At 72.6% G+C, this 12,006-nt stretch carries 14 protein-coding genes; 9 read left to right on the plus strand and 5 right to left on the minus strand.

The window, feature by feature from the left end; all coding sequences use genetic code 11:
* Positions 1-12 precede the first annotated feature (12 nt).
* Together OG440_RS29435 and OG440_RS29440 are read left to right on the plus strand one after the other, a co-directional pair.
* On the plus strand, positions 13-741 hold the full coding sequence (locus tag OG440_RS29435) for an NUDIX hydrolase (protein WP_406009793.1): 729 nt from the start codon (positions 13-15) through the stop codon (positions 739-741).
* Positions 738-1,760 carry an ADP-ribosylglycohydrolase family protein gene (locus tag OG440_RS29440; protein WP_406009794.1) on the plus strand — a complete coding sequence of 341 codons (1,023 nt, stop codon included), beginning with the start codon at positions 738-740 and terminating at the stop codon, positions 1,758-1,760. The genes OG440_RS29435 and OG440_RS29440 overlap by 4 nt, the downstream gene beginning before the upstream one ends.
* Positions 1,761-1,808: 48 nt before the next feature.
* On the opposite strand, the gene OG440_RS29445 is transcribed toward OG440_RS29440, so the two are convergent.
* From OG440_RS29445 to OG440_RS29455, 3 genes are read right to left on the minus strand one after another with little or no spacing between them, the layout of a single operon-like run.
* The gene (locus tag OG440_RS29445; protein ID WP_406009795.1) at positions 1,809-2,228 is read right to left on the minus strand and encodes a Rieske (2Fe-2S) protein; all 420 of its coding nucleotides are present in this window, start codon (positions 2,226-2,228) and stop codon (positions 1,809-1,811) included.
* A complete protein-coding gene (locus OG440_RS29450; protein WP_406009796.1) occupies positions 2,225-2,815 on the minus strand; it encodes a DUF6529 family protein in 591 nt (196 codons plus the stop codon). Before OG440_RS29450 ends, OG440_RS29445 begins: the two co-directional genes overlap by 4 nt.
* Positions 2,816-2,852: 37 nt before the next feature.
* Positions 2,853-3,518, minus strand: a complete 666-nt coding sequence (locus tag OG440_RS29455) for a hypothetical protein (protein WP_406009797.1) — start codon at positions 3,516-3,518, stop codon at positions 2,853-2,855.
* Between the two features lie 201 nt (positions 3,519-3,719).
* On the opposite strand from OG440_RS29455, the gene aroH reads away from it, so the two are divergent.
* The 5 genes from aroH (at position 3,720) to der (ending at position 8,204) form a co-directional block, all read left to right on the plus strand.
* Positions 3,720-4,082 (plus strand): chorismate mutase, encoded by a 363-nt coding sequence (gene aroH, locus OG440_RS29460; RefSeq protein WP_020128171.1) that lies wholly within the window; start codon positions 3,720-3,722, stop codon positions 4,080-4,082.
* A complete protein-coding gene (locus OG440_RS29465; protein ID WP_406009798.1) occupies positions 4,079-5,164 on the plus strand; it encodes a prephenate dehydrogenase in 1,086 nt (361 codons plus the stop codon). Before aroH ends, OG440_RS29465 begins: the two co-directional genes overlap by 4 nt.
* A 131-nt stretch (positions 5,165-5,295) precedes the next feature.
* Positions 5,296-5,982 (plus strand): (d)CMP kinase, encoded by a 687-nt coding sequence (gene cmk / locus OG440_RS29470; protein WP_406009799.1) that lies wholly within the window; start codon positions 5,296-5,298, stop codon positions 5,980-5,982.
* Positions 5,979-6,632, plus strand: a complete 654-nt coding sequence (locus OG440_RS29475; RefSeq protein ID WP_406009800.1) for a lysophospholipid acyltransferase family protein — start codon at positions 5,979-5,981, stop codon at positions 6,630-6,632. Before cmk ends, OG440_RS29475 begins: the two co-directional genes overlap by 4 nt.
* 87 nt (positions 6,633-6,719) lie before the next feature.
* Positions 6,720-8,204, plus strand: a complete 1,485-nt coding sequence (der, locus tag OG440_RS29480; RefSeq protein ID WP_406009801.1) for a ribosome biogenesis GTPase Der — start codon at positions 6,720-6,722, stop codon at positions 8,202-8,204.
* A gap of 61 nt (positions 8,205-8,265) precedes the next feature.
* Here der and OG440_RS29485 read toward each other — a convergent pair whose 3' ends face one another.
* A complete protein-coding gene (locus OG440_RS29485; protein WP_406009802.1) occupies positions 8,266-8,667 on the minus strand; it encodes a hypothetical protein in 402 nt (133 codons plus the stop codon).
* 127 nt (positions 8,668-8,794) lie between these two features.
* Positions 8,795-9,577 (minus strand): hypothetical protein, encoded by a 783-nt coding sequence (locus OG440_RS29490; RefSeq protein ID WP_406009803.1) that lies wholly within the window; start codon positions 9,575-9,577, stop codon positions 8,795-8,797.
* A gap of 536 nt (positions 9,578-10,113) precedes the next feature.
* Between OG440_RS29490 and OG440_RS29495 the strand changes: the two genes are divergently transcribed.
* Positions 10,114-10,842 carry a transglycosylase family protein gene (locus OG440_RS29495; protein WP_406009804.1) on the plus strand — a complete coding sequence of 243 codons (729 nt, stop codon included), beginning with the start codon at positions 10,114-10,116 and terminating at the stop codon, positions 10,840-10,842.
* A gap of 113 nt (positions 10,843-10,955) precedes the next feature.
* Positions 10,956-11,996 (plus strand): helix-turn-helix transcriptional regulator, encoded by a 1,041-nt coding sequence (locus OG440_RS29500; RefSeq protein ID WP_406009805.1) that lies wholly within the window; start codon positions 10,956-10,958, stop codon positions 11,994-11,996.
* The last annotated feature ends 10 nt before the right edge of the window (positions 11,997-12,006 follow it).

Raw genomic sequence — 12,006 nt, forward strand, 5'->3', positions numbered from 1 at the left:
TATTAAAAGGGGGTGTTCGTCGTGCGCGGTTACGACAAGTACGCCCACGAACCCTTCGCCGTCACCGTCGATCTCGCCGTACTCACGCTCCGCGCGGGCGCCCTGCACGTCCTGCTCGTCGAGCGCGGCCAGGAGCCGTACGCCGGCCGGTGGGCCCTGCCGGGGGGCTTCGTGCTGCCGGACGAGTCCGCGGAGACGGCCGCCCGGCGGGAACTCGCCGAGGAGACCGGCCTGAAGGACGTCTCCGGGCTGCACCTCGAACAGTTGCGCACCTACAGCGAGCCCGACCGCGATCCCCGGATGCGGGTCGTGTCCGTCGCCTTCGCCGCGCTGCTGCCCGACGCCCCCGAACCGACGGGCGGCGGCGACGCGGCCCAGGCGCGCTGGCTGCCGTACGAGGCCGCGAAGCCGCTCGCCTTCGACCACGACCGGATCCTGGCCGACGCCCACGACCGGGTCGGCGCCAAACTCGAGTACACCTGCCTCGCCACGGCCTTCTGCCCGCCCGAGTTCACCCTCGGCGAGCTCCGGCAGGTCTACGAGACGGTGTGGGGGACCGGCCTCGACCGGCCCAACTTCCGCCGCAAGGTGCTGGCCACCCCGGGCTTCGTCGAGCCGGTGCCGGGCGGCGCGCGCCTCACCGGCGGCCGCGGCAAGCCCGCCGCCCTCTACCGTGCGGGCGCCGCCACCGCGCTCCACCCGCCCCTGCTGCGACCGCCCCCGGAAGGACGATCCGCATGACCACCTCGACCACCGTCAGGAAGCGCGCCACCGGGTCCCTGCTGGGACTCGCGCTCGGGGACGCGCTCGGGTTTCCGACCGAGTTCAACGACATCGCGTCGATCCTCGCCAAGTGCGGTCCCTGGCGGCGGATGGAACTGCCGAAGCGCGCCTTCGTCTCCGACGACACCCAGATGACGCTCGCGGTCGGGCGGGCCATGCGGACCGCGATGGACCGGGGGCTGCTGGTGCCGACGGCACTCACCCGCCCACTGCGCGAGGAGTTCGTGGACTGGTACCAGTCACCGGACAACAACCGGGCCCCGGGGCGCACCTGCCTGACCGCCTGCAACCTGCTCAAGGACGACCGGCGGGACTGGCGGGACGCCAGCCGGATCGGTTCCAAGGGCTGCGGCGCCAACATGCGCGTCGCCCCCGTCGGACTCGCCCCCGGGCTCAGCGAGGAGCAGCGGGCCGGTGCCGCCCAGCTCCAGTCCGCCCTCACCCACGGGCACCCCACCGCGCTCGCCGCCTCCGACCTCACCGCCCACGCCGTGCGGCTGCTCACGCAGGGGGCCGAGCCGGCGGCGCTGGTCGGACTCCTGAAGGCCTACGCCGTCGACAACCGCTCCCGCTACCACCACCGCTGGCTCGGCGACCTGTGGACCCGCAGCCAGGACCCCAGCCCCGAGCACTTCATGGCGCGCGGCTGGGACGACTGCCTCGGCGTGCTGGAACGCCTCCGGGAGGCGCTGGAGGACCCCGCGCCCGAGAGCGACCCGTGTCTGGCCACGGGGGCGGGGTGGATCGCCGAGGAGGCCATGGCGACCGGCCTGCTGTGCTTCCTGCTCTTCCCCGACGAGCCGGTGACCGCGCTGCGCCGGGCCGCCTGCTCCTCCGGGGACTCCGACTCCATCGCCTGTCTGACGGGCGCCTTCGCGGGCGCGTACGCCGGGGCGGACGCCTGGCCGACGGCGTGGGCGGACCGGATCGAGTACCAGGGGGAGCTGGTGACACTCGGGGCGCTCTGGGACCAGTGACCGCCGGCGGCTGACGGCCGAGCGCCCGATGTCCCTCCGGCCCGGGGGTCAGGTCAGTTTGATCGCGCCGCCCTCGACGGTGATCTGCTGCGCGGGAAGCGGCTTCGTCGCCGGGCCGCCGGCCACCGAGCCGTCGGCGATGCGGAACTCGCTCTTGTGGCAGGGGCAGTGGATGATGCCGTCGGCGACGCTGCCGACGGTGCAGCCCTGATGGGTGCAGACCGCGGAGAACGCCTTGAAGTCGCCCTTCGCCGGCTGGGTGACGACGACCTTCTCCTCCGCGAAGATCTTGCCGCCACCGACGGGGATGTCGGTCGTCTTCGCCAGCTCCTGGCCGGCGGAGGCCTTGGGGGACTGCTCGGACGAGGAGTCGTCCTCGTTGCCGTACTCGCCGCAGCCCGTGGCGAACGCGGCTGCCGCGCCGCCCGTCGCCAGGAGGACCGTGCGGCGTGTCGCGGGGAGGGTCATGTCGTCACTCCGAAAGTGCGGAAGAACCAGAGGGCCGAGGTCAGCCAGATGATCGTGAGTACGGCGAAGACGAGTCCGCCGAGGACCGGCAGCAGCCATCCCGGGAGTCGCTCCGAACGGAGCAGCAGCATCTTGGCACTGAATGCGCCGAAGAAGAAGCAACCCAGGAGGGAGTGCCACATCACGCGCGTTTCGTACGTCTGGCAGCCAAGCGCGTACAGGCAGTGCACCGCGACCGGCACCGCGATCAGGAAGGCGGCCCGGCCCGACCAGCGGTGCAACGTGCCCGACCAGGCGGGCCCCGGCAGCCTGCCGTAGAGCATCGCGGCCGAGACGAGCTGGACCACGGCGAAGAACATCGCGGCCGTCGCCAGCCAGGACTTGACCGCGCCGGTGCTGCTGAAGCCGGCCAGGTTGAAGGCCGTCCCGGCCGGATCGTGGACCTTGCCGTACACGCCGAGGGCGAGCGCCACGGCGGCGGCGACCAGCGCCGGGACCAGGTAACGGGCCGGGTGGTGGCCGCGCCGCGCGGGACCGGAGCCGGGGCCGGGGAAACCCTGGGTGGCGGCGTTCGGGTCGACGGTCATGGTGGCTCCCTGCTCTAAGGGGTCAGGGCGTGGCGGATCAGGGCGTGGCGGGGCGGGCCGTGAGCTGCTGTCCGTCGACCGTCACCGCGCCGGTCTCCGGGTCGATGCGGGGCGCGGGGGAGGGCTCGCCGTCGCGGGTGAGGATGCCGACCTGGGTGCCGTCCTTGAGCACGATCCAGCCGCCGTCGATCTTCGCGGAGCGCACGGTGGCCGTCGCCCGCCACAGCCCGGACGGCTTCGTCGCCCGGTCCGCCGAGAAGGCGTGCTTCCCGCCGCCCACGGTGACCGTACCGTCGACGTGTTCGCCGTCCGTGAGCGTGCCGTCCAGTTTCGCGCCGTGCCTGCCGGTGAGCCGCAGCGTGCCGTCGTCCTCGACGTCGCCCTTGAGCCAGGACTCCTCGGTGTGGCCGTCGCAGTAGTACGCGACCGCCTTGCCGTCGTCGACGGAGACGGCGATCGCCGCCGCGTCGTCGTCCGTGCGGCCGGCGTAGTCGGCGTCGGTGGCCGGGACACGGGAGGGGGAGGGCGCGGGGGCGGGGGTGGTCGCGGTCGGGGCGGTGCTCCGGGCGGGGGCCGGGCTCGGCGACTTCTCCTCGTACGAGGACGAGGCGGTTCTCGTCCCCGTCGTCACGTCGAGCGTCAGCAGGAACAGGCCGAGCACGAGTCCCGCGAGAAGGGTGAGCAGGGGTCCTGGACGCTTCATGTCGGGCCTTCCCCGATGCCGGTCCTGCCGTCGGTGCCGTCGGAGTGCCATGAGAGCGCAGGCCGCACCCGGCGTAAAGGGCGTACGGAGGCGTTCCCGTCTCGGCACGCGGGCGGCACGCCCCGGACCGGCACGGGCTGACTAGGCTGGCTGTGTCAGGAGCCGTAGTCGGCAGTCGGTACGTCAGCAAGGAGCAGCGCCGTGGCGGTACGAGCGGTCCGGGGAGCCGTCCAACTCGAACGGGACGAGGCCGGCCACATGGACGAGCAGGTCGGAGCCCTGCTCACCGCCGTCCTGGAGCGGAACTCGCTCGGCGCGGACGACCTGATCAGCATCTGGTTCACGGCCACACCCGACCTGCACAGCGACTTCCCGGCGGCCGCGGCCCGCAAGCTCGGCATCGTCGACGTACCGCTGATCTGCGCCCAGGAACTCGACATCGCGGGCGCCATGCCGCGGGTCGTGCGCATCCTCGCGCACGTCGAGTCCGACAAGGCGCGTGCCGACATCAACCACGTCTACCTGGGTGCCGCGGCCGCGCTGCGCAGGGACATCGCCCAGTGAGGACCGCGCTCGTCATCGGAACCGGGCTGATCGGCACCTCCGCCGCGCTCGCCCTGGCCCAGCGGGGCGTCGTCGTCCACCTCACCGACCGCGACCCCGGGCAGGCCCGTACGGCGGCGGCGCTCGGCGCCGGCACCGACGCGGAGCCCGAGGGCCCGGTCGATCTCGCCGTCGTCGCCGCTCCGCCCGCGCACGTGGCCGCCGTGCTCGCCGACGCGATGCGCAGGGGGGTGGCCCGCGGCTACCTCGACGTGGCCAGCGTCAAGGGCGGGCCGCGCCGTGAGCTCCAGGCGCTCGGCCTCGACCTGTCGGCGTACATCGGTTCCCACCCGATGTCCGGCCGGGAGAAGTCGGGTCCGCTGGCCGCGACCGGCGATCTCTTCGAGGGCCGCCCCTGGGTGCTGACGCCGACCCGGGACACCGACACCGAGGTGCTGAACCTCGCCCTGGAACTGGTCTCGCACTGCCGTGCCGTGCCCGTGGTCATGGACGCGGACGCCCACGACCGCGCGGTGGCGCTCGTCTCCCACATGCCGCACCTGGTCTCCAGCCTGGTCGCGGCACGTCTGGAGCACGCCGAGGAGGCCGCCGTACGGCTGTGCGGGCAGGGCATCCGGGACGTCACCCGGATCGCCGCCTCCGACCCCGGCATGTGGATCGACATCCTGTCCGCGAACCCGGGGCCGGTCGCCGACCTGCTCACCGACGTGGCCGCCGACCTGGAGGAGACGGTCCGGTCCCTGCGCGCCCTGCAGTCCTCCGACGACGCCAAACGCCGCGGGGGCGTCGACGGCGTCCAGGACGTGCTGCGTCGCGGCAACGCGGGCCAGGTCCGCGTCCCCGGCAAGCACGGGGCCGCGCCGCGGGCGTACGAGGTGGTGGCGGTGCTCATCGACGACCAGCCCGGTCAGCTGGCCCGCATCTTCGCCGACGCCGGACAGGCGGGCGTCAACATCGAGGACGTACGCATCGAGCACGCCACCGGTCAGCAGGCGGGTCTGGTGCAGCTGATGGTCGAGCCGAAGTCCGCGGTGGTGCTGTCCTCGGCGTTGCGCGAGAGGGGCTGGGCGATCCGGCAGTAGGGCGTCCCGGGCCGCGGGCGCCGGGTGCGGAACAGGTACCGGCCGGACGAGTGACGGGCGGCCGGTAACCTTGTGCGGGGCACGTTCGCGCCCCGCACACCCACCGCCTCGCACCAGGAAGGTGTCCCCCCGTGGAAAACGGCGCCACCCAGCCCGTGATTGTCGCCATAGACGGACCCTCGGGCACCGGCAAGTCGAGCACGTCCAAGGCCGTCGCGGCCCGGCTCGGGCTGAGCTACCTGGACACCGGCGCCCAGTACCGGGCGATCACGTGGTGGATGGTGACCAACGGGATCGACATCGAGGACCCCACGGCGATCGCCGCCGTCGCCGGGAAGGCGGAGATCCTCTCGGGCACCGACCCGGCGGCTCCGACGATCACGGTCGACGGCGTCGACGTGGCCGGCCCGATCCGGACCCAGGAGGTCACCGCCAAGGTCAGCGCGGTGAGCGCGGTACCCGAGGTGCGGGCCCGGATCACCGAGCTGCAGCGCTCGCTGGCGGCCTCCATGGACAAGGGGATCGTCGTCGAGGGCCGTGACATCGGGACGACCGTGCTGCCCGACGCCGACCTCAAGATCTTCCTGACCGCGTCCCCGGAGGCCCGTGCCGCCCGGCGCAGCGGCGAACTGAAGGGCGCGGACATCCGCACCACCCGCGAGGCGCTGATCAAGCGGGACGCGGCCGACTCCTCCCGCAAGACCTCCCCGCTCGCCAAGGCGGACGACGCCGTCGAGGTGGACACCACCGAGCTGACGCTGGCCCAGGTCGTCGAGTGTGTCGTCACCCTCGTCGAGGAGAAGCGGGCCGCCGGGTGACCGCCGCGTCCACGCCCTCGGAGAAGGGTGCCGAAGTCGGGCGGCGCATCGGCGTCGGCCTGATGTACGGGCTGTTCAGGCCGCGGGTGCTGGGCGCCTGGAAGGTGCCGGCGAGCGGCCCCCTGATCTTCGCGATCAACCACTCCCACAACGTCGACGGCCCGATGGTGATGGGCGTGGCGCCCCGGCCGACGCACTTCCTGATCAAGAAGGAAGCGTTCATCGGCCCCCTCGACCCGTTCCTGACCGCCATCGGCCAGCTCAAGGTCGACCGCGACACCACCGACCGGACGGCGATCACCCGCGCGCTGGGTGTGCTGGAGAGCGGCGGCGTCCTCGGGATCTTCCCGGAGGGCACCCGTGGCGAGGGCGACTTCGCCGCCCTGCGCGCCGGGCTCGCGTACTTCGCGGTGCGCGGCGGGGCTCCGATCGTGCCCGTCGCCGTGCTGGGAAGTTCCGGACGGCGCGGACGGTTGATAAAGGCACTGCCCCCGCTGCGCTCCCGCGTCGACGTCGTCTTCGGCGACCCGTTCGACGCGGGCGACGGCAGCGGGCTGCGGACCCGCAAGGCGCTGGACGCGGCCACCGAACGCATCCAGAAGCAGTTGGCCGCACACCTGGAAAACGCCAGGCGCCTGACCGGGCGCTGAGCGACACTGAATACCGAGTAGTGGATCAACCCGAACAAAACGGCTGCTCCACCGATCACCACGAATGAACGACGAGGTACGGACTTCATGAACGACCACAGCCAGCCCGACGGCTCGGAAGCCTTCGAGCACGATCACGGGGCGCTCGGCGACGCCGAGTACGCGGAGTTCATGGAGCTCGCCGCCGTCGAGGGCTTCGACGTCGAGGACGTCGAGGGGGCGATCGAGGCCGCCGGTCACGGGCCGCTGCCGGTGCTCGCCGTCATCGGCCGCCCGAACGTCGGCAAGTCGACCCTGGTGAACCGGATCATCGGCCGCCGCGAGGCCGTCGTCGAGGACAAGCCGGGCGTCACCCGCGACCGCGTCACCTACGAGGCGGAGTGGGCGGGCCGCCGCTTCAAGCTCGTCGACACCGGCGGCTGGGAGCAGGACGTCCTCGGTATCGACGCCTCCGTGGCCGCGCAGGCCGAGTACGCGATCGACGCCGCCGACGCCGTGGTCTTCGTCGTGGACGCCAAGGTCGGCGCCACCGACACCGACGAGGCGGTCGTCCGGCTGCTGCGCAAGGCCGGCAAGCCCGTCGTGCTGGCCGCCAACAAGGTGGACGGCCTGAGCGGCGAGGCCGACGCGACCGCCCTGTGGTCCCTGGGCCTCGGCGAACCGCACCCGATCTCCGCTCTGCACGGCCGCGGCACCGGCGACATGCTGGACGCCGTCCTGGAGGCGCTGCCCGAGGCCCCCGCGCAGACCTTCGGCACCGCGGTCGGCGGCCCGCGCCGCATCGCGCTCATCGGCCGCCCGAACGTCGGCAAGTCCTCGCTGCTCAACAAGGTGGCCGACGAGGAGCGCGTCGTCGTCAACGAGATCGCGGGCACCACCCGTGACCCGGTCGACGAGCTGATCGAACTCGGTGGCGTGACCTGGAAGTTCGTCGACACGGCGGGCATCCGCAAGCGCGTCCACCTCCAGCAGGGCGCCGACTACTACGCCTCGCTGCGTACCGCGGCCGCCGTCGAGAAGGCCGAGGTGGCGGTCATCCTGATCGACGCCTCCGAGTCCATCTCGGTCCAGGACCAGCGCATCGTCACCATGGCCGTCGACGCGGGCCGTGCCCTCGTCATCGCCTACAACAAGTGGGACACCCTCGACGAGGAGCGCCGCTACTACCTGGAGCGGGAGATCGAGACCGAGTTCGCCCAGGTCGCCTGGGCGCCCCGGGTGAACGTCTCGGCGCGTACCGGCCGGCACATGGAGAAGCTGGTCCCGGCGATCGAGGCCGCTCTGGCCGGCTGGGAGACCCGCGTCCCGACGGGCCGTCTGAACGCCTTCCTGGGTGAGCTGGTCGCGGCCCACCCGCACCCGGTCCGGGGCGGCAAGCAGCCGCGCATCCTCTTCGGCACCCAGGCCGGGACCAAGCCCCCGCGGTTCGTCCTCTTCGCCTCCGGCTTCATCGAGGCGGGCTACCGGCGCTTCATCGAGCGCCGGCTGCGCGAGGAGTTCGGCTTCGAGGGCACCCCGATCCACATCTCGGTGCGGGTGCGCGAGAAGCGCGGCGCCAACAAGAAGAAGTAACGGCGACACGGCTGGAGGGCGGCACCCGTCACGGGTGCCGCCCTCCAGCCGTGATCAGTGATCAGAAGCTTCTGCGGGGGGCCGGCGGGAGCGCCGCCGGGACGTGGTGCGTCGCGGTCGGCATGGGCTGCTGGCCGAGCTGCCCGACCCGCTGCCACTGGGACTGCTGCCCGACCCGCGCGCTCTGCGCCCCCGCGCTGTAGGCGCTGTAGGAGCTGCTGAACGACCCCGGGCGGGGCGCCGGGTAGGTGCTCGCGTGGTGCGGGAGGTGCCCGAAGGCGGTGAACCCCAGGTCGTCCTCGCCGCTGCGGTCGCCCGGCAGCGAACGGAACGTCTTGACGTACTCGGCGTAGAGCGCGTCGTAGATCGGCGTGGCCGATGGGCCGCCCTGAGCGTCCTGGGCCGGTCGCGCGGACGGGATCGACTGGAAGGACGGGCGGCGGGGAACGTCGTAGGTGTGCACGTATGTCCAAACGACGCGGCACCGGAAGAGATGCGGCCCGGCAGGCGCCGTGAGGCGGGCGCGGGGCCGCGTCCGCGGACGGCCCTTCAGCCGCCCTGCGACCGCAGTCCCCGCCCGGTGGGCGACCTCAGGTGCCGGCGAGCGGCAGTGCCGCACCGACCAACTGCCCGCCGGCCGCGGCCTTGTCCAGCGCGTCCCGCAGCAGGTCCTCCCGGGGCTGGCGCCCGATGGAGCCCACCGGTGCCGCGAACATCAGCACCTGCTGGTGCTTGTTGGCGGCCGCCCGCCAGCCCTCCGTCACCTGCAACGGCTGGTGGGCCTGCCACCAGGCGACCGGCTGCCCGCCGTTGACCGAGGGCTGGAGCACCGCGTGCAGCTGGCCCATCGCGAGCAGCACGGACCAGCCGTGCTGCACCGGCGGCACCTCGGTCAGCTCGGACAGCGGCATGAAGCCCTGCTCGATCAGGAGCGGCAGGAAGTCGTCACCGGCGCCGGTCGTGCCGGGGCGCACGATGGGCGCGGTCGGCTCGACGACCAGCGCCGGGTGCAGCTCCCCGGCGATCAGGACGAGTCCGCTGGTGACGCCGAGCACGGCCTGCTCGGGGGTGACCTTGTCGGGGTCCAGGTCGACGGTGTCGCCGTTGATGGAGCGGACGGCGCCCTGGAGCTGCTCCTCGGTGACCTGGACGATCTGTGAGGGCAGGCAGGTGGAGTGGGCGAAGGCGAGGACGGCGGTCTCGTCCCCGATGAACAGGACGGTGCTGGTGCGTTCGTTCTCGGAGTCGCCCGGGGTGCGGCAGGACGTGCAGTCGTAACTGCCCGGGGCGTTGTCTCCGGCGAGCAGCCGGTCGGCTTCTTCGTCGCCGATCTCGGCACGTACCTCGTCGCTGACGTCGAGCATGCGCGGCACGGGTGACTCCCTCGGATGCGGTGCGTGGGCGAGGCGGGTGGCCCCCGGCTCGTGGTCCGGGTGGGTCCCGGCTCATGAAGAAGACAACGGGCGATCTGTGGCCAGGGTCACGCTGGACGGCGAACGAAATCGAACCAACCTGCGCGCGCGGTCACGATACGTGCGGAATCCGCCACTCCCTGTCAAGTAACGGAGAGGTCACGGCAGTTGATCCGGTGAGCTGGCTCACAGTCCGTTCGAAGGCGTGGTCGACAAATCAGGAAATGAGGGAACGAAGTAGGTGGCCGGAAATCGCCGCTACCTACGGTAACCGCTAACTGGCCTGGGACGACCGGGAGTTGGTTGATAACGACTCGTCAGCTGCCTAGATTGCTCCGCCGTGTGCAACGAGCACCGCCCGGGTACGTCCGTCGGCCGCGCGGCCAGACAACGCGCAGCACCACCGCCGGCGAACGGGGCCAGGCACGACGACCGCGTCCTGCGCGGCCGCCGCGCCGCGGCCAGGGGGAAGCCCGGGTACGTAGAGAGGGATCTACATGTCCGATTGTGCCGATATCCACACCCGCACCTCGCCGCGCAAGACGGCGGTCCTGGCCGGGGCGATCCTGCTCGCCCCCCTCGGACTGCTCTCCGCGACCGGCGACGCCGCGGCGGCCGACAGCGGGGTGTGGGACCGCATCGCCCAGTGCGAGAGCGGCGGCAACTGGTCGATCAACACCGGCAACGGCTACTACGGTGGACTCCAGTTCTCCGCCGGTACCTGGCGCGCGTACGGCGGCACCGCCTACGCGTCGACCGCCGACAAGGCCAGCAAGGCACAGCAGATCTCCGTCGCCACCAAGGTGCAGAACGCCCAGGGGTGGGGCGCGTGGCCGACCTGCTCGGCGCGCGCCGGAGCCTCCGGCAGCGCACCGGGGGGCACCTCGTCCAAGGCCGAGTCGAGCTCCGCCAAGTCCGGCTCCTCGAAGTCCGGTTCGTCGAAGTCGTCGAAGTCCGGTGGCTCGAACTCCGGCACCACGAACTCCTCGAAGTCCTCGGGCTCCTCGCACTCCTCGGGGTCGGGTTCCTCGAACGCGCCGGAGCGCCCGACGGGCCAGACCTCGCGCGGGACGAGCCGGGGCGGCTACACCGTCCGCGCGGGCGACACCCTCAGCACCATCGCGGCCCGCCACGGGCTGACCTGGCAGCGGGTCTACGCCGCCAACGAGGCCGTCGTCGGCGGCGACCCCGACCTGATCGTGCCCGGACAGCGCCTCACGCTCTGAGCCGTTCCCCCTCCGGGACACGCTTCTCCGGGACACGACTCCCGGGGACACGGTGACCCCGTCCGGCGCGACGGCCGGGTGGGGTCACCCACCTCGTGGGACACACTGGGCGCATGCTGGAGACCTCCGCCCGACTGCTGCGCATGCTGTCCCTCCTCCAGGCCCACCGCGAGTGGTCCGGGGCCCAGCTCGCCGACCGGCTGGGCGTCACCGCGCGCACCGTCCGCCGGGACGTGGACCGGTTGCGCGAGCTGGGCTACCCGGTCAACGCCAGCCCCGGCACCGGCGGTGGCTACCAGTTGGGCGCCGGCGCCGAGTTGCCGCCCCTGCTGCTGGACGACGACGAGGCCGTCGCCGTCGCGGTGGGGCTGCGGACGGCCGCCGGGCAGGGCATCGAAGACATCGGCGAAACCTCCGTACGGGCCCTGGCGAAGCTGGAGCAGGTGCTGCCGCACCGGCTGCGGCGCCGGGTGAGCGCCCTCAACGCCTTCACCGTGCCGATGCTGCGCGGCCCGCGGTCCTCCGCCGTCGACCCGGCCGTCCTGACCGAACTCGCCCACCTCTGCCGGGACGCCGAACGCCTGCGCTTCGACTACCGGGGGCACGACGGTACGGCGACCCGCCGGACCGTCGAACCGCACCGCCTGGTGTGCACCGAGCGCCGCTGGTACCTGGTCGCCTGGGACCTCGACCGCGCCGGCTGGCGTACCTTCCGGGTGGACCGCCTCACGCCCAGGCCGCCGCACGGGCCGCGCTTCGCACCGCGTGAGCCCCCCGCCGAGGACCTCGCCGCCTACGTCTCGCAGGGCGTCTCCACGCGCGCGTACGCCACCCACGCCACCGTCCGGCTGCTGGTGCCCCTGGCCGAGGCCGCCGAACGGATCTCGCCCTCCGCCGGGACGCTGGAGCCCGACGGCGACCGGGCCTGTGTGCTGCGCACCGGGGCCGCGAGTCTCGACGTGATGGTGATCCACGTGATGATGGCGGGCTTCGAGTTCGAGGTGCTGGAGCCCGTGGAGCTGATCGAGGCGATCAGGACGGCTCGTGACCGGCTTGATGGCGCTTTGGCTCGGGCCGCGGGATCTCGGCCGCGTACCGCGGATGATGCAGGTCGAACGCCGGGGCCTCCGAGCGGATCCTCGGCAGGGTCGTGAAGTTGTGCCG

Origin of the sequence: Streptomyces sp. NBC_00637 (genome assembly GCF_045161545.1) — a bacterium.
In the GTDB taxonomy this organism is placed as follows: Bacteria; Actinomycetota; Actinomycetes; order Streptomycetales; family Streptomycetaceae; genus Streptomyces.